General features: G+C 33.2%; 18 protein-coding genes. 13 read left to right on the forward strand and 5 right to left on the reverse strand.

Going from position 1 to position 18163, the window contains the following annotated elements:
• Nucleotides 1–47: 47 nt before the first annotated feature.
• The 3 genes from G6R40_RS01930 to G6R40_RS01940 all read right to left on the reverse strand — a co-directional run bounded on the left by G6R40_RS01930 (nucleotide 48) and on the right by G6R40_RS01940 (nucleotide 2918).
• A complete protein-coding gene (locus tag G6R40_RS01930) occupies nucleotides 48–701 on the reverse strand; it encodes a hypothetical protein (protein ID WP_165131048.1) in 654 nt (217 codons plus the stop codon).
• Nucleotides 702–795: 94 nt separating this feature from the next.
• Nucleotides 796–2199 carry a lectin-like domain-containing protein gene (locus G6R40_RS01935; RefSeq protein ID WP_165131050.1) on the reverse strand — a complete coding sequence of 468 codons (1404 nt, stop codon included), beginning with the start codon at nucleotides 2197–2199 and terminating at the stop codon, nucleotides 796–798.
• Nucleotides 2200–2309: 110 nt separating this feature from the next.
• A complete protein-coding gene (locus G6R40_RS01940; protein ID WP_165131052.1) occupies nucleotides 2310–2918 on the reverse strand; it encodes a hypothetical protein in 609 nt (202 codons plus the stop codon).
• Between the two features lie 298 nt (nucleotides 2919–3216).
• Here G6R40_RS01940 and G6R40_RS01945 point away from each other — a divergent pair, with 298 nt between their 5' ends.
• A complete protein-coding gene (locus G6R40_RS01945; protein WP_165131054.1) occupies nucleotides 3217–4455 on the forward strand; it encodes a phage integrase SAM-like domain-containing protein in 1239 nt (412 codons plus the stop codon).
• 6 nt (nucleotides 4456–4461) lie between these two features.
• Here G6R40_RS01945 and G6R40_RS01950 read toward each other — a convergent pair whose 3' ends face one another.
• Complete coding sequence (locus tag G6R40_RS01950) at nucleotides 4462–5607, reverse strand: hypothetical protein (RefSeq protein ID WP_165131056.1); 1146 nt, start codon at nucleotides 5605–5607, stop codon at nucleotides 4462–4464.
• A gap of 2 nt (nucleotides 5608–5609) precedes the next feature.
• Nucleotides 5610–6527, reverse strand: a complete 918-nt coding sequence (locus G6R40_RS01955) for a hypothetical protein (RefSeq protein WP_165131058.1) — start codon at nucleotides 6525–6527, stop codon at nucleotides 5610–5612.
• A gap of 730 nt (nucleotides 6528–7257) precedes the next feature.
• Between G6R40_RS01955 and G6R40_RS01960 the strand changes: the two genes are divergently transcribed.
• The 12 genes from G6R40_RS01960 to G6R40_RS02015 all read left to right on the forward strand — a co-directional run bounded on the left by G6R40_RS01960 (nucleotide 7258) and on the right by G6R40_RS02015 (nucleotide 18150).
• The gene (locus G6R40_RS01960) at nucleotides 7258–8475 is read left to right on the forward strand and encodes a site-specific integrase (RefSeq protein ID WP_165131060.1); all 1218 of its coding nucleotides are present in this window, start codon (nucleotides 7258–7260) and stop codon (nucleotides 8473–8475) included.
• Nucleotides 8476–8530: 55 nt separating this feature from the next.
• Nucleotides 8531–9607, forward strand: a complete 1077-nt coding sequence (locus tag G6R40_RS01965) for a YhcG family protein (protein WP_165131062.1) — start codon at nucleotides 8531–8533, stop codon at nucleotides 9605–9607.
• Between the two features lie 212 nt (nucleotides 9608–9819).
• Complete coding sequence (locus tag G6R40_RS01970) at nucleotides 9820–10158, forward strand: hypothetical protein (RefSeq protein WP_317164542.1); 339 nt, start codon at nucleotides 9820–9822, stop codon at nucleotides 10156–10158.
• Between the two features lie 79 nt (nucleotides 10159–10237).
• Nucleotides 10238–10507 carry a YHS domain-containing protein gene (locus tag G6R40_RS01975; protein ID WP_165131066.1) on the forward strand — a complete coding sequence of 90 codons (270 nt, stop codon included), beginning with the start codon at nucleotides 10238–10240 and terminating at the stop codon, nucleotides 10505–10507.
• Nucleotides 10494–11177 carry an SCO family protein gene (locus G6R40_RS01980; RefSeq protein ID WP_165131068.1) on the forward strand — a complete coding sequence of 228 codons (684 nt, stop codon included), beginning with the start codon at nucleotides 10494–10496 and terminating at the stop codon, nucleotides 11175–11177. The genes G6R40_RS01975 and G6R40_RS01980 overlap by 14 nt, the downstream gene beginning before the upstream one ends.
• Nucleotides 11178–11219: 42 nt before the next feature.
• Entirely contained in the window at nucleotides 11220–11549 is a 330-nt protein-coding gene (locus G6R40_RS01985; RefSeq protein ID WP_185670499.1) for a hypothetical protein, read from the forward strand.
• 89 nt (nucleotides 11550–11638) lie between these two features.
• The gene (locus G6R40_RS01990; protein ID WP_165131072.1) at nucleotides 11639–12466 is read left to right on the forward strand and encodes an MbnP family protein; all 828 of its coding nucleotides are present in this window, start codon (nucleotides 11639–11641) and stop codon (nucleotides 12464–12466) included.
• A gap of 55 nt (nucleotides 12467–12521) precedes the next feature.
• A complete protein-coding gene (locus G6R40_RS01995) occupies nucleotides 12522–13532 on the forward strand; it encodes a cytochrome-c peroxidase (RefSeq protein ID WP_228455895.1) in 1011 nt (336 codons plus the stop codon).
• Nucleotides 13532–14479 carry a transporter gene (locus G6R40_RS02000; protein ID WP_165131076.1) on the forward strand — a complete coding sequence of 316 codons (948 nt, stop codon included), beginning with the start codon at nucleotides 13532–13534 and terminating at the stop codon, nucleotides 14477–14479. The genes G6R40_RS01995 and G6R40_RS02000 overlap by 1 nt, the downstream gene beginning before the upstream one ends.
• Before the next feature lie 72 nt (nucleotides 14480–14551).
• Entirely contained in the window at nucleotides 14552–15460 is a 909-nt protein-coding gene (locus tag G6R40_RS02005; protein ID WP_165131078.1) for a hypothetical protein, read from the forward strand.
• A gap of 89 nt (nucleotides 15461–15549) precedes the next feature.
• On the forward strand, nucleotides 15550–15828 hold the full coding sequence (locus G6R40_RS02010; RefSeq protein ID WP_165131080.1) for a helix-turn-helix domain-containing protein: 279 nt from the start codon (nucleotides 15550–15552) through the stop codon (nucleotides 15826–15828).
• Between the two features lie 141 nt (nucleotides 15829–15969).
• Nucleotides 15970–18150 (forward strand): VapE domain-containing protein, encoded by a 2181-nt coding sequence (locus tag G6R40_RS02015; protein ID WP_165131082.1) that lies wholly within the window; start codon nucleotides 15970–15972, stop codon nucleotides 18148–18150.
• The last annotated feature ends 13 nt before the right edge of the window (nucleotides 18151–18163 follow it).

Below are 18163 nucleotides of genomic sequence, written 5' to 3' on the forward strand. Positions count from 1 at the left end.
TATTATAAAATACCTGCAAACTTGAAATCATCGTATATTTAGTTGTATTACGGTTTCCAGAAACTCCAAACCGTACCATTATAAACTGCTAATTGTTTAGCAGTTGTATCATATACCATCATTCCCGGTGCAGGATTGATGATATTAACATGCGGACTCGCCACCTTTGGCAAAACCATTGCTTTATCCGTATCAGTTAGGACTAAGGTTCCTGTAGTGGTATCTGTAGCTCCATTGATTCCGATGGCTGCTTTGGCATTTTCCTGCTCATTTTTATTGTCTTGCAAAGAGGAATCAATAGTGTTGAAAGCCGTGAACGTAACATCGTTATTAGATGCATCTTTCACTATTAATGGAAAAGTAGGGCTTCCCGTAAGATCAAACCAAGCACCCGCTTTCCTGTATTTCATTTTTTTGTCTGAAAGATCAAAGATGATGGTGCCATCAACTACCGTACCCTGCATTCCCCGATAACCTGTTTTGGTTACGGAATTATATGATACAGGATTATTGGTAACTGTTGATACCCAAGGGACAACAATTCCTCTTGTATTATCTGCGGAATCGTAAAATTCCAGTGAAATACTTGGGTTTGGCGTAATACCATCTGCTAATTTTGTTATTCCAGTCTTACCAATTGCCACTTGTGCTGTTGATAAAGAGGCAATAAAGATTGTAAATATTATTGTGATTTTTTTCATTGTATAAAATTTAGTTGAACCGAACTTTTCGGAGGCTTTTAACACAATGGTTGAAAGCCTTCCTTTAAGTTCTATATAAACATTTGTGTTTTTATTAATTTGGGCACGCTTGGGTATTAAAACATTGCCAGCTGAATGTAGTGCCATCTGTGGTGGTATAGATTTTCAGACAATCTGCTTCTTCATCATATACCATCATACCTTCCACCGGATTGGAGATAGCTTCTACCTGTGCAGTTGTGGGAATTCTATTAATCACAAATCCTTTTTCTTTTGATTCTAAAGCTGTCCATGCACCTTTACGAACCATAGGCCATTGATCTGCATCGCCTGCACCGGCTCTGCTAAGAGCTGTAATGCCATGATTGGTATCTAAGACTGTCCCGGATGTTGCGGCGGGTTTGTAACAATAGCAACTATTAACAGTTGCATCTTTAGATGTACCATAAGTTTGTCCCGAAGCTCCTGCAATAGTTGGTATTCCGTTGCTGTCTACACAATTGCTTGATGCACAAAGATTCTGATTGACAGATGAACCTGTGCCGGCAGATAAACTACCGCCTGCAGTAACTAAATTTGCACTTGTAAAACTGCCGCCTCCTTCAATGGCATCGGGACAGCCGTCATTGTCCGAATCCAAATCCAAATAGTCCGGAATACCGTCATTGTCACTGTCCATTTCAATGGGCAAATCCAGGCAGGGATCTACAAACTTGATTTTCTGCAAGTTGTTAAATCCTCCCGTTGATGCTGTATATCCAAAATATACATTAGTGGCTCCGCCAAAAATTTCGCTGACAATTCCCCCCGAATTAAATGTATAAGTACCGGCATTAGTGCCATCAACCGTATATGAAATGGTTTGAGTGTCAGCATTCCAGGTAATTTCTACCAATCTCCATTGACCGTCTTTTAAGTTCCCCAGTTCAATATTATTGGTAAGATTGGATTGATTAGATGTTTTCCAAATTCTTCCATGTCCGTTGCTTCCTGTGGGATCATAGGCCGGAGAGCCGGTGTTGGCGTATGTGTCCAATTCCAATGCAATACCGTTGGCAATACCTCTTGCTCCCAAACCATCGCCATCAGCACCTGTTGCGCTGGTACCTGCAGAAGAATTTTGGAAGACAATAGCTATGCCATCGGCTCCTGAAATATTAGTTCCTAAATTTGCTTGAAATCTTAACTGAAAACTTTTAGAAAAATCAATCTTTCCTTTAGACCAAGCTTGACCAGACTGGCTATTAGAAGCAGTTGTCAAGGTTATTTCATAATAATCAGAATTGGTTGCAGTTCCATTCAATTGGAAATAGGTACTTACGGGGCCTGTAAAACCGTTTTCTTCACAGTCTAATATCCCATCATTGTCGTCATCTAAATCGATGGCGTTAATAATGCCATCCCCATCCAAATCATCGTTTGGACCGTATTGTGCTTTAAGCAGATTGCCCCAAGACAATACTACTAAAGCGAGTAAAAAAGAAATTTTTTTTATCATAGTATTATTTTTGCCAATGAAGGTCGTCCAATCAACTATTTCATTGTTATTATATATAAATTAGTATTTGTTTAAACTTAATATGTCCAATTAAGTCCAAATCACATTATTTAAAATTTAATTTCAAATATTGGAGGAGGTCGTATAAAAGAGCAACATTGATAAATATCTAAAATCCGTTTATTCTCATATTTATTGACCTTATTTTTTACTTCTTTTATTGGAATAATGTTGTCAATGTATTTCTGACTATTATCGGATATAAATTTCTTTTGATTATTTGAAGATGGAGAAGTGGCAAGATTACTTTTTGTTATGTACAGAGCCGAGGGATTGGATTGATCATTGTTAATAAAGACTTTTTGTAAATCCGATACCGATTTTTTTATGATTGCTCGTTCTTTATTTTTCTTTTCTACCTTTCCGCCCTTTTCTACTGCATAGATTTGTCTATTTTTATTGCTGTCTTTGGTGATGTAGGCTACTTTGGCAGAAGAGAAATTCTGTAAGTTTACGACTGTAGTGCCATCTGTAATATAAATTGTAGCCTGGGGTTCCTGAGGGATTTGGATAATAACAGCCTTGTCTGATATGTGTATTAAGGAGCTATCTTTTACATATATTTGGGACCATATACACAAAGGAAAAAAACACAAAAGAAAGAATGAGAACCATGACCTCATTCTTAGTGGTACTTTTGTGTTTTTCATTTCATCCATTTGATTGCTTTTGGAATCAAAATAGTCCTATGTAGACTACTTTTATCCGCACAAATTTAAACAAAATATATTAAGACGCAAATAATATAAAAGATTGCTAATTAATGAATTGCTTTTATATGAATTCATCTAAATGTGTCTTTTCTATCATAGTTAATACACTTATAAATACTTATGATTACAAATACCAAATCTGAAAAATATTGATTTGTAAATCAATTTGTTAATAAAGTAGTCTACATAGGACTACTTTTTTTATGTTAAATTCGTTGGCGAATAACCTAAAAACCCCAACGAAATGACATTTGAATTCTTTTTGCCTTCCGCAGGTACCGTAAAAAACATCCAACTCAGACTTACCGACCAACAACAGAATAAGACCTTTAGCTTCAGAACATTTTTAATAATCTCTGAAGAAGATTGGGACACGGGAAAACAACGCCCGAAAAACATTTACCTGAAAAAATACAAGAAACTGAATACCAAGTTGGATATGATAAAGAAAGAACTTGCAGAGTATGTCTGTAAAATGCGGATGGAAAAAAAATTGCTGGTTCAAAGGGCAATGTCACGTGAGATTAAAGATATTTGTTCGGGTAAAAAAAATATTCTTCCGGAACAGTCATTACTCCATTATATGAAGTGGTACATTGAAGTAAAGCAAGATCTTATTTGCCATTCTACGTTCAAACGCTATATGGTTTTTTTTCATCTTCTGGAGCGTTTTGAAGGCTATATTTGCAAGAAACTTTATATAGGAGAAATCAATTCAGATTTTATTAAAGATTTTATGGTTTTCGGTAAAGAGGAAGAGTACAGTGAGAATACGATTTACAGAACCATTCATTTCGTAAAAACAATTTTGAATTTTGCGGAAAGAAAAGGAATAAGAACCTGTGTTCGGGAACTGGAAATACGAAGGGAAAGACAGAAAAAAGAAGTTGTTACTTTAACGGAAAACGAAATCAGTACAATACAACAAACAGAAGTTCCTAAAGAATTACAGGCAGCAAAAGACTGGTTGCTTATCAGTTGTTATACCGGACAGCGTTTTTCAGATTTTATGAAGTTTGATTTTCAAAACTTACAATATATCGGTGAAAAAAAATGTTTGCCATTTATACAACAGAAAACTAAAAAAGATATTTTGTTACCATTGCATCCAAATGTATTAAATAAGGTTAAAAGAAATGGAAATAATTTTCCTAGACTGATGGATATTCAGCATTACAATAACGAAATAAAGGAAATTGCGAAACTCGCTAATCTGAACGAATCGGTGAAAGCAAGGAAACGTTTGGGATTTCGCACTAAGGAAGTTGAAGCAGAGAAATGGGAAATTTTATCAAGCCACATTGGCAGACGAAGTTTTGCCACGAATTTTTACGGTAAAATCCCAACCCCTCTTCTAATTGAAGCCATCGGGCATAGTACGGAACAGATGTTTCTGAGATATATCAATCCTGTGGATAAGGATAGGATTTTGTCTCTAAGTAATTATTTTGACAGGATGTATGAGGAAAGGGTGGCGGTTTAGACTGTTTTATGTAGCACTTTCTTTTTTAGATTCAATATGTTTTAAGAAATTACGATAGGTATCATCTTTCTTCGCTTCAAATAAATCTAATAAAGCATTTTTGATGTGAGATTTGTCTTTTGTTGAATAATCACTACCATTTTCTAAGCTAAAGTTTGAAATGTTAATTTCAAACTCGGCATTGTTTCCTTTTGTAGGGAAATCTCTAAAAGAAAACACTACATTGCAAGAACCTTTATGCTGTTGATATGTGAAATCAAAAGAGGATTCCATTTCCCAAAATTGCAAATTAGGATGATACTCTTTTTCCCTAATGAAGAAAGTATCATGAATTTGATTTCCTTTTAGTTTTAAAGCACTTTTGTTTTCCATCCAATCAATTTGCTTTGGTAGAGGGACATTATCATCTGGTTTGAATTCCATATTAATAATATCCTTAAAAGTAAAATAGATGCTATTTTGCATGTAAGATGATAGCCTGTAAAAAAACACAATACGATCTTCATTTGAAAAATCGCCAAATAGAATCTTTTTTAATTCTTTGTCTTCTTGAACAATGTTTATTGCTTTGAAGTGTTGAACAAGGCTTCGTTGAATATTTTCTGCTACAAAATTACTTTCGAAAGATGTGTAAGATTTTATAAATTTAATTTCGTTATCATCTACTTTTTCAACTACGATTCTTCCCTTAAAAATATTTTTAGACTCATACCAACTTTTATTCAGATCGTGTCTTTCTATTTCATAATCAATAGCTATCGTATCTTGATTTTTGTCAAGAACCGATATACTAGGTTCGGAATTGAACCAAAAATTAATACCATCATCAGGAATGATATTCTGAAACGAAAAGTCTGTAAGTGTATCTATTATTGATTTATCAGAATGCCATTCGAGACGACTTGTATTTTTCTTTATATTATCTTCTCTTGTATTTTGGCAGGTTCTCAAATCATCAAATTCCGTAGGACTTAAAAGGAGTGTGGAAATGCAAGGAACTAATGTTTCTTTTTCAGAATTTGTGAAAAATATCCCTCTTTTTCGAAGCGATTTTTTAAGGTCAGATTTACTGAGGTAGGATTGATTGGCGAAGCCACGAATTAATTCTCCATACGGTAGAAACTTGTCTATATCTTTATGTTGAGTTTTCATAGTTATTTTTGTAATGTTTTAAAGTTATCATTAAAGCATTCTACATATACATTTTCTGTAAATGTATCATCTTCAAATGAATTTTTTGCATTTCTAACATCTTTAGAATGTCGAAGTTCATTATAATCAGGGAAGCAGATAATGATTTCACCAGGCCAGGATTTAGACAGCTCTCTACTTAATCCTATCAATCTTTTTAAATCTCCAAGCTCGAAGCCATCATTAGTACAAAGAACAAGTGATGTTTTTTTACTTTGTGTATCTTCAACTCTAAATGGTAGAAGTGTTGAATTTATATATTCAATAGGAAGAACTTTACCATAGTTTTTTTTGGTAGTCGGATTTAAATTCTTTCCGGTATCAGGATAAAAAAATGTAATATCAGAATTTTGATATTTGTTTTTGACATACGTGATTGAGTTGTAGGTAAAATCTATTCGCTTATTATCAACAACATAAAAACTGGCAAAACTGTAATCGGAGTTCAGTTGAATATTTTCAATTTTAGATAGTACGTCCCCAGATTCATCATCTTCATTTGAGAGCCAAAAGAGTAATCCTATATTTTCAGCAGAAGAATATCCTTTTATACCATTAAGTTCTTTTAATTCAGGACTATATTTAAAGCAGTCAATTGCTTGTGCTAAATCATCATAATATTCTTTGAACTTTGTACTGAGACTATTAGGATAAGATTTATCTGTGAATTTTACAGACACGCATATTCGCTTTAGAACACCATCTGTTAAAGGCGATAAATATGAGAAAAAGAAATCAATACCATGAGTTCTCTTTTCATGAACATCTTTATTACAACTAAATTCTATATTTCGAGGAGGTTCTCCCCAGCCGATTAATTTTAGAAAATTCTCGACTGATTTTTCGCCGTATTCTCCAATAAGTTTAGATTTTTCTCCCATAGAGCATTAGATTTTTCCTGTAATGCTAATTTACGTTTTTTGAATAAATAATTTTAAGAATAATAATTATATGTGAAAATCTAAGTTACAGCCTATGATAAAGGGTGGGAAAATCAGCTCTTTTGCAAAATATGTTGTTGGTTTAGCTTTGGTGTTTTGCAAATGTGCTGATGTGTGTTGGCAAAAAAGCGGCCGGAAAAAGAATAAATTTTGTGTTGGAAGGGTTATAGATTTTATTCGGGTTATTTTTCAGATCAGTTATTGATAAATTTTAATTTTTAGTCACCGCTCTGATAGCATTGCGTGTAACGGAAAAAGTATTGGCGAAGTGCGGGCTTTCGAAGAACTAAAAGTTCAAGAACGACCAAACGTAGCCGATATTTTTTCCATGAAACGAACTTACAAAAAATTAGTGAAATGGAAAAATAGCGGCGGCGAAAGTTGCAGGATTTTTCAATTCAGACTTCTCCCCGCATTTTTCCAATACAATGTTATATGAATAATTAAATTTTATGTAACTATTTTCATTTAAATACTTATTAATAAAGTGTTTATAAAATTAAACTGATTAAAATAAAGCATAAAAAAGTAACAAAAACTGTAATTTGTTGTACTTAAAGTTGTATCTTTGTTTCAGGTTGCAGTCAATTATAAATCGTTGATTTTCTTTTGATTTATTCGATTGCTTTTCTTTTCCAAAACTGTTTAATTCATCTAAAATTTTAAGATTATGGCAACGGTTAAATTAATACTTCGAACATTTCAGGAAGATAAAAACGGAGAATGTCCTTTGTATATCCGTGTTATAAAAGATCGTAAGGCAAAGTTTATATCTACTGGATACAAATTCAAACCTTCACAATGGGATGAAGAAAAGCAGCGTGTAAAAAAGATTTATAAAAGCTCTGCAAGGGTTAATGCTTTTCTTGCTCAGAAAGTGGCAGATGCTGAAGGTCAGGTTGCGGATATGGAAAGACAAACAAAAAGTGTTTCTGCAAGAAAACTAAAGGAAGCTATTAAAGGAAAATCATCGTTGAACTATTTTGATTATTCCTACAATCGTTGTGAGAAGATTAAGTCGACAGTTTCATTGAAAACCTATGTTTGTTACAAAGGCGTTTTGGATAAGTTGAAGCGATTCAATCAAAATAGAGATTTGAATTTTGATGATATGACGGTTACTTTTCTGAAAGATTATGTCAATTACTGTTCTTCCAAGTTGGGAAATAGCAATACAACGATAAAACATTCGCTTATCATTATGGGGCAGTTTTTTAAAGATGCAATCAATGAAGATTTAGTTTATGCTAATCTGTACAATTTTAATAAAATAAGCATTAAAAAAGAACCCAGTAAAAGAATGTATCTCAATAAAAAGCAAATTGAGGATTTTAAAAATTTAGAAGTCAATCAGGATTCAAAAGCTCCCGTTATAAAAGATATGTTTTTGTTCAGTATTTATGCAGGAGGTTTGAGGTTGAGTGATGTTTTGGAACTGAAATGGAGCAATATTAACCTCGATGAAAACAGAATTATAAAAACGATTAAGAAAACCGGAAGACAGCATAGTTTTAAATTTGGACAATCAGCCTTGGATGTTTTAACTAAATACCATTCAAAAACTTCGGAGGAAGATGATTTTGTTTTCCCGATGTTGGACAAAGAAACGCCTTATTTTACCAATAGAAATTTTGCTTTAGCAGAAATGGCGCGATGTACGTCATTATCAAGTTTGCATCTTAGAAATATGGAAAAGGCTATGAAATTGCCGTTCAGATTGTCCTTTCATATCAGCAGACATACATTTGCTACCAATGCTTTGAATAACGGAATGAGAATAGAACACGTTTCAAAATTATTAGACCATTCGGATATTGGGATTACTCAGATTTATGCCAAAGTGATTAGTGAAGAATTGGACAAAGCAGTGGAGCAGTACATCAATTAGTTTTTATGGAGCTTCGGTAATATTATTTTTAAATTTGTAAATCATAAAATTGAATATGGACACACAATTTTTAGACATCCTGCATCTTATACAGCAATCCCGAAACAATGCGATAAAAGCCGTAAATGTGGAGCTGATAAACCTGTATTGGAATGTTGGAGCTTACATAAAGCAAAAACTTTCGGTTTCGGAATGGGGAGATAAAACAGTGGAAGAATTGGCGATTTATATTCAGAAAAACAATCCGGAACTGAAAGGCTTCAATCGTAGAGGTCTTTACAGGATGATTCAATTTTATGAAACTTACGCTTCTCACTCAATTGTGTCCGCAGTGAGGACACAATTACAAAATGCTGAAAACCAAAACGATATAATTGTCGCCTCATCGAGGACACAATTTGAACCGCAGGATATTAAAAACACTATTTTGGTACAGTTGAGTTGGACGCATCATCGCACCATATTTTCAAGATGCAAAACGGAAGAAGAAAGAGAGTTTTATATCCGAATGAGCATCAAAGAAAATTACAGCGTGAGAGAATTAGACCGTCAGATTTCCGCAAGTCTTTTTGAGCGTACAATGATTGGTAACGAAAAACTTTCTCCTGCAGCAAAAGAAATTCATACGGATATTGCAAATACATTCAAGGATAGCTATGTTTTTGAATTTCTAAATCTTCCGGAACCTCACAACGAAACAGATTTGCAGAAGGGACTAATCAAACAGATGAAAAATTTCATTCTTGAGTTGGGAAGGGATTTTCTTTTCATTAGTGAAGAATACAAGGTTCAGGTTGGTAATAGTGATTTTTATATTGATTTGCTTTTTTACCATCGTGGTTTACAGTGTTTAGTAGCTTTTGAGTTGAAAGCCGATAAATTTAAACCGGAACATTTAGGACAGCTTAATTTTTATTTAGAAGCTTTGGATCGCAATGTGAAAAGAGAAAATGAAAATCCAAGCATTGGTATTTTACTTTGCAAAGATAAAGATACCGAAGTGGTAGAATTTGCTTTGAGCAGAAGCCTTTCGCCTACAATGGTCGCAGAATATCAAACCCAATTGCCGGATAAAAAACTGCTTCAGCAGAAATTACACGATTTGTTTGAAAGGAGTAAAGAAATTGAATAATTTTTTTGGAAATTATTATTATATAGAGTAAAAATAGTTTGTTAAAGATTTAGAGAAATGGTTTAAATAATTAGTTGTCAAAACATAAATAATAATATTACTAAATTGAATGTTACAATTGATTTTACCCATAAATAACTATGCAAAATGTAGTATATTTGCACAACTTAATATAATTAATGAAACATTTGTTTCCCATACTTATCATTTTCATGATGGTACTACGTCCAGTAATGCCAATTGTTAATTATATGGTTAATTATGATTTTATTGTACAAAATCTTTGTGAAAACAGGGAAAAGCCTGAAATGATGTGTAATGGCAAATGCTATCTTAGTAAAGAGCTTGCAAAAACTACAGATAATATTCCAAAACAGGATAATTCTAAAATTAATATTACACTATTGGTAGACTCATTTGTTGTCAGAGATATATTTTCATTCTCCCAGCTAAATATTGGTATTAATGAAACACCGAAGCAAAATTCATATTTGGCTTTATTCTATAACTTTTCTATAAGTTCAAGTATATTTCATCCACCTTTGGTTTAGTTATTTATTCTACCATTTTTACTGTTTTCTTCCACAGAAAGCAGGCATTTATTTTATAATTAAATCAAATTTCGAAAAAATGAAAATCAATATTCTTATGATACTGCTTTCAGTATCTGTCATGTCATGTGCTCAGGAAACTCCTAAAGTGAAACAAGTTAAGAAAATGGCACCTAAAAAAGAAATAAAAGGTGTAAAGGTCGTAAATTCTGAAGACCCAATTTGTCATATGAAAACCGCAGAATTTCTTAAAGACACTGCAATTTATAAAAGTAAAACTTACGGTTTTTGTAGCGATTATTGCAAAAAAGAATTTAAGAAAAATCCAGCAAAGTATGTCCAAAAATAAAAAAAGAACAAACTCATCTAAAAACAAAATCATCATTCCCGTGGTTGTTTTCGCTTTACTTTTTGTAGCAATCGGATTCGGAATGTCTTATTTCAAAAAGAACTTGTACACAGTAATGAAAGTTCCAGATTTTGAATTGACAGATCAAAACAGCAAAGCAATTTCCAATAAAGACATGTTAGGAAAAGTGTATCTCGTAGAATTTTTTTTCAGTAAATGTCCAACTATTTGCCCCATAATGAACCAGAATATGAAATATATTCAAAATGAAATAAACAGTCCGGATTTTGGAATTATTTCCATCAGTATCGATCCTGAAAACGATACTTCGGAAGTCCTAAAAAATCATGCAAAAATGGTGGGCGCAACTTCCCCCAATTGGCATTTTTTGACAGGAGATAGAAATTATATTGGCAATATAGCGGATAAATTTAATATTTATGTTGGAGACAAAGAGGACGAAGCAGAAAGTCTCAATCACAGTGGAATGATTGCCTTGGTAGACAAAGAAGGAAATCTTCGTTGCCGTTTTGACGAAAATAATATGCCGATTCTCTATTATTCTGGACTTAATTACGAAGATGAAAAAGGAAAAACACCAAATCTACGAGGAAAATATCACCCTGATCGTGAAAAATTAATCGAAGACATCCGTAAACTTTTAAACTAAAATTTGAAATATACTCTTCACATATTCCTTGTATTTTACTTAATGCTGAAACCTCTGTTTCCAGTATTGGATTATGCTGTTAATTACGATTATATTTCTACGGAACTTTGTGTCAACAAAACTCAGCCGGAGCTTCATTGCAATGGGAAATGCTATCTTTCCAAAGAACTTGCAAAGTCTTCGCAGGAAGATACTTCACCTTTCTCAAAAACTAAAAATCAGCCGCAGAAAGTGCTGGATTTCTATCTTCCTGCCGAAATTTCTGAAATTCAAATTGTAACAAAAGAATTTTATACAAGTTTTTTCTTTATTTATAAAGCAGATTATTCATATCTATTTCTTAAGCATATTTTCCGACCTCCTATTTTTTAAGTTTTAATTTTTTATAACAATCCTATTTGTTGGACAACTAGTCCAACAAAGGATTCTAATCATTCAATTAAAACTTAAAATATTTAAAAATGAAAATTTACAAATTTTTATCATTATTCTTTATTGCCTTTGCTTTATTAATCGTTTCATCTTGTAGAAACAACGATGATGAAGATATTCAAGACACAACTCCGGGAAACCTCCAAATTAAATTTGAAAATGGTTTCAACAACCTTGGGAATATTGTTTTGAATCAAACAACACAAACTTCTAGTAATGGACAAAAGCATCAGTTTTCCACTTTAAAATATATTGTCAGTAACATCACTCTGATTGATGAAAGCGGAAACGAATTCAAATACAATTATAATAATCCTGATAAAGGAGCTTTCATTGTAGATCAGGCAGAGGCAACAGGTGGAGTTGTTTATCTTAACCTTAACGATATTCAAAAAGGAAACTATAAAAAAGTTAAATTCGGTTTGGGTGTAAGTCCACAAGCTTACTTATTAGGACAAAACGGACAAGGCGTATTTTGGGATAAAGCTAAAACAGCAGGCATGGCCTGGTCCTGGGCAGCAGGATATATCTTCACCAAACTGGAAGGAAAATACGGAACATCTTCTCCTGACACCGAATTTATGAATCACGCAGGAAATATGGGCGATACCACTGCCAACGGAACACCAGATCTTTACAGGGAAATTACTTTGGATTTGCCAACAACAGCAAGAGTTTCAAAAGATATTACACCATCTATTCATATTTTGGCAGACCTTAATCAGTATTTAAGCGGACAAACTGCGTTAACGTTGAACACTGCTAATAATATGGCAATGGGAAGTAGTCAGCATTTGGTAAATGTAACGGATAATTTGTCTAAAATGTTTAAAGTAGATCACGTTCACAATGATTAATTTTTTTACTAAAACCCAGAGAGAACACAATTGTTCTCTCTGGGTTTTTATTCTTATGATTGGATTTCTTCAATCCTGCTCGGATGAATATGAAGGAATCCCGATGGATAAAGATGAAGCTTACAATCTAGAAAAACCAAATGGTTTTCCCGAAATAGCATTTGATATTACAGGAAATCCCGTTACTGTAAATGGTGTTGCTCTTGGAAAAAAACTGTTTTACGAAGGAAAATTATCGAGAAATAATACTATTTCGTGTGGATTTTGTCATATTCAGGAAAATGCTTTTACCCATCACGGGCATCCTGTAAGTCACGGAATTGATAATAGACTCGGAATACGAAATGCACCTCCGATTCAGAATATGGCTTTTCTTAAAAATTATACTTGGGATGGTGTAAGTCATAATCTGGACGAACGTTCATTAGTGCCTATCACAACTGATTTTGAAATGGACAGTTCTATACCCGAAGTAGTTTCAAAGCTAAATGCAGACACCAATTACAAAAAAATGTTTAAAGCGGCTTTTGGAGATGAAACAATCACAGGACAAAGAATATTAAAAGCTCTTTCACAATTTATGGTAACTATGGTTTCCTCAGATTCCAAGTACGATCAAATGAAAAAAGGAATAGCCACTTTTACCAATGATGAAACCAAAGGGTATCAGCTGTTTCAGAACAAATGCATCAGTTGTCATTCCGGAGAATTATTTACAGACCAAAGTTACCGAAATACCGGAATGTATTACAATTCGCAATATGATGACAGAGGAAGATACAGAGTTACATTGGATTGGGACGACAACATGAAATTTCGTGTGCCAAGTCTTAGAAATGTAGAATATACAGCACCTTATATGCACGACGGAAGATTTTACACATTAGAGGCTGTGCTCAATTTTTATACAGACGGTGTAGAAAACCAACCCAATCTCGACCCTTTATTAAAACAGAACGGACATATCGGAATCCCGATGAATGCTCAGGAGAAGCAATACATCATCGCTTTTCTGAAAACATTAAGTGACAAAAATTTTATTACAAACCCAAAATTTGCAGAATAATGAAGAAGCTTATTTTAATTTTATTTTTTATCTCAAATATTTCTGTTTTTGCCATAGAAAAAGACAGTTTATATATTCCAAAACCTCTATTATCCGGGAATTACATTTTATTAGACGATTGTGATGCTTGTGGTTGTGCAGCCGGAAATGGCTCATCTGGTTTCGAATCACTTTTGAATCCGCAATTTATCGGGATTAAATACTTTAACCAACACTACAAAGCCAAAGAAAATTTATTTGTAAATGGTGTTACCCAAAATCAATACTTCAATACTTTACAACTTTGGGGCAAAATTCCGGTATCAAAAAAATTAAGCATATACGGAAACATACCATTTCAATTTCATGAAAAAAGAACGCTCCAAGGAGATATTAAAATTAATGGAATTGGAGACGCAAGTCTAATGGGAATTTATGAAATTCTACAATCAAAAGACAGCTACCACCAATTAAGTGGAGGATTTGGTGTAAAAATTCCAATCGGAAAATTTGATGAAAAAGGAATTACAGGCGTTAATCCAAGTTTTCAATTGGGAACAGGAAGTTGGGATTATCAATTGGCTTTAAGTTATAAATATCAAAAAAACTTATTTGCATTAATGCTAAACTCCGACTATACCATTAAAACCGAAAACAAAAAACATTATCAATTCGGGAACCAATGGAATTATGCAGTAACAGGATTTCAAAGGCTTTGGAGAAACGAAAACAGTATTTTCTCTGGAAAATTAGGATTACAAGGCGAAGTCTATGACTGGAATAAACAATTTGGGGAGCTTATGCCGAGAACCGCCGGAAGCGCATTGTACGGAAAGTTGGGTTTTGAGTTTTCATATAAAAAATTCAGTTTGGGAAGTGAACTGATGCTACCTGCTTATACCAATTTAGCAAGTGGAGATATTGAAGCTAAATCCAGGTTCAGTGTTTTTGTAAATTTTGGATTGTAATAGTGTAGTCTGTTTTAAAATAATAAACAATGATTTTTTATTATTAGTAAATTATAAAATTTAAAAATTAAGATGTCTCCAAGTAGTAAAATTAAGCATATAGTACAATTTACAGAACTGACTTCGGTTTATAAAGAGGAGGCAGATAATTCGGTATACAATATTTACAAAGAAGAAACAAAAACTAATAAAGCTTATTGTCAGGCAGTAATAGATAAAATTTTCAACCTGCCTTATGCTAAACTTCCGGAGTTTTTTAGTCATCATTGTATTTTTCTTGCAGATCCTATAAAATGGCTCAATAAGTTTGAGAAACTAATTTCCGAAAACGAAGAATTATTTACCACTTCAGGGAATCAGGGAAGAATGATAAAATGCTATACAATTATTGAAAGCAAACGGAAAGAAATAGAACAAACAGGCTATAAGCATACAGCAGCAAAACTTCCGATGATGTATGTCAATGCAGAATGCGAAGAACGGTATTTTTCTTTTAAGGAAACCAAAAAGAAAGTTCATTTGGCGGGAAGTTATACGGACAAAATAATGTTTCTGACAAAGGAGAAGTTCGATTATGAACAGGCAAGTATCGATTTTATTAATCCCAAATTGCCGGATTATTCTACACAATGTCAGAAAGAAATTGACCAGATTCAGCATATCAACAGATTGACCAATGAGTTTTCTCTTGATGTATCACAAAGCAATATTGGAATTATGCCACATAATAAATTGAAAATCAATTGCAATATCAATCAATTGGTAGATGTGTATTATCAACTGCACAGAGAATTATTTACAGATGGAAAACCTATTATTGATGGGCATATCAATGATATTACAGCAGTAATTGTCAATTCTTTTGTCGACAAAGATGGAAGAGAATTAAGTCCTCAAACCATCAGAACACTATTGACACCATCAAGGACGGATAAACGTCCTAAACCTCATAAAAGAATAGACATCGACAAATTGCTATAAAAGTTTTTAGTCCTGAAAGACCATTTTAGGACTAAAAGACTTTTTTTCTTTTATCACATTTGCTTCATAATCATAAAACCAAATGAATTATGGAAGCAATAATTTTATCCAAAGACCAATTCGATGGTCTGATGTTCAAAGTAAATGAAATTTCAGAAAAACTAAATTCAAAGAACAATCCGAAGCAGGATGTATTTTTGGATAATGAAGAATTTCTAAAGATGATGAAGATTTCCCGCAGAACCGCTCAAACGTGGAGAGACGAAGGAAAGATTTCATTTTCGCAGGTGGGTAATAAGATTTACTACAAATTGTCGGATGTAGAAAAGACCTTACAGAATTATTACAACAAATCTTTCGCAAAGTAACGGTTATGAACAATCTATACATCCGAAAAAGAAAGCCCAGAGTTACTCGCTGGGCTTTTTTCAAAATTTATAGTCACTATTTCTATAAATAATATGAATGAAAATCTGAAATCTCACGTCTGAAATCTAACATCTAATCCAATGAAAACCTCATTATTCAAAAACTTCAACGAAGTTGTAGAAAACAAAAACATCATAGAAATTCTGAACAATATCCAATCTGGAGTTTACAGAAATCAAATCACGTATTTACGAAAATCTTTGGCAGACAATAAAACCGAAGCAGCAGAAAGAGCCAAGAAATCACTTCCGGCATTTACTCCAAGTGCTACATTCAAAGGAGGTCGGAAAATGGAATTTTTGCAACAATACAATCAATTGGTTGTTTTGGATATTGATAAATTGAGTTTGGAAAAACTAACTGATACGAAGCAAAAAGCAAAAGAGAACGAATTTGTATTTTCAGCATTTATAAGTCCTTCAGGAAATGGTTTGAAAGTATTTGTAAAAGTAAATTCAGAATTAGAACAACATAAAGAAGCATTCATAAAACTGCAGAACTATTTTGAAAAACTTTTAGAAATCGAAATAGACAAATCCGGAAAAGATAGTACAAGACTATGCTTTGTTTCCTTTGATTCCGAATTATACTTAAATGAAAATTCTGCAATATTTTCTATAATTGAACAACCTGTAGACTGTCACACTGAGCGAAGTCGAAGTGTCCCCGAAAAATACCAATCATCAACCGACAACTATACTACAATCTACGAACATTGTGTTCGATTTACTGAAAAAAAAGAATCATTCGTGGAAGGCAACCGTAATAATTTTGTTTTTCAGTTGGCAAATAATCTCAATAGAAAAGGGCTTCCGGAATCTATGGCTTTAGGTTATTTGTTAGCAGATTATGGATATAATGACAAAGAAGTTACGGAAGCGGTAAAAAGTGCTTATGGTAATTCCGAACAGCATAATATCGATACTTTCAAACCAAGAAATTCAAATGGAAGAAACGAGAATAAAAAGACTGTCACATTGAGCGGTGTCGAAGTGTCTAAAAGAGTAAAAGAAGGAGATCCCGATTTTGAGGACGAAGAAGAAAAACCAAGTTTTATCGATAAATTGGAAATGTTTCTCAATAATCGTTACAATTTCAGATACAATACCGTTTTAGGAAAATTAGAATTTAAACTTTTGAATTCCTCCAAATGGAAACCAATGACTGACTTTTCAGAAAATTCCATATTAAGAGAAATCCTGAAAGCCAAAGTAAAATGCAACATCAATTCCTTACGGAATCTCTTGCATTCCGATTATTGCGAAATGTATGATCCTTTTGTAGAATACTTCAACAATCTCCCTGAAAATACAGATGAAACCGATTGGATAGAACAATTGGCAGATACCATTACAACAACAAAACAGGATTTGTGGCGGTTATGTTTTAAGAAATGGTTTGTGGCTATGGTGGCTTGTGTATTGGACGAAAAACAGGTCAATCAAACGGTAATTGTCTTTTCAGGAAAGCAAGGATTAGGAAAAACAACATGGATAGAAAAGCTAATGCCGAAAACACTTAAAGAATACATTTTTTCAGGAACCATCAATCCGAGCAATAAAGATACTTTGATACACCTTGCAGAATGTATGCTCATAAATTTGGACGAATTAGAAAATCTGAACAGAACCGAAATTGGAACGCTTAAAGAAATCATTACGAAAACCCATATCAGAATGCGGAAAGCCTATGGACACAATAATGAAAATATGCCGAGAAGAGCCAGTTTTGCAGGAAGTGTAAACACTGCACAATTTCTGAATGATACCACAGGTTCACGCCGTTTTCTTTGCTTTGAAGTAGAACATATAGAATATACCCACGAAATTGATATTAATAAAGTTTATGTTCAGGCTTTAAAATTAAAAAATGAAGGTTTTCGCCATTGGTTCAATCAGGAGGAAATCAAAGAAATCAATCAGAACAATGAGCAATACCAATTACGAAGTCCTGAAGAAGAATTACTATTAACATGGTTTGAACCTGCAACAAGAGAAAATGCAAATGCCTATTACAATGCTTCGCAAATAGCAGTGAGGTTGTCCGAAGTTGCCAAACTAAATGTGACTGATGGAACGGTAAACAAATTAGGAAAAGCATTGAAGAAACATCAATTTCAAAGATTTTCACGAAACCATGCTTATGTGTATGCTGTAAAAGAAATGTCTTATGAACAAGTTGAAGCCAAAAATAAAGACAACGGAATTCCACCAATTGAACCACCAACACAACAAAAAATACCCTTCCGATTTGATAATTGAAATTATAGATAAT

Origin of the sequence: Chryseobacterium sp. POL2 (genome assembly GCF_011058315.1) — a bacterium.
Classification (GTDB): domain Bacteria; phylum Bacteroidota; class Bacteroidia; order Flavobacteriales; family Weeksellaceae; genus Soonwooa.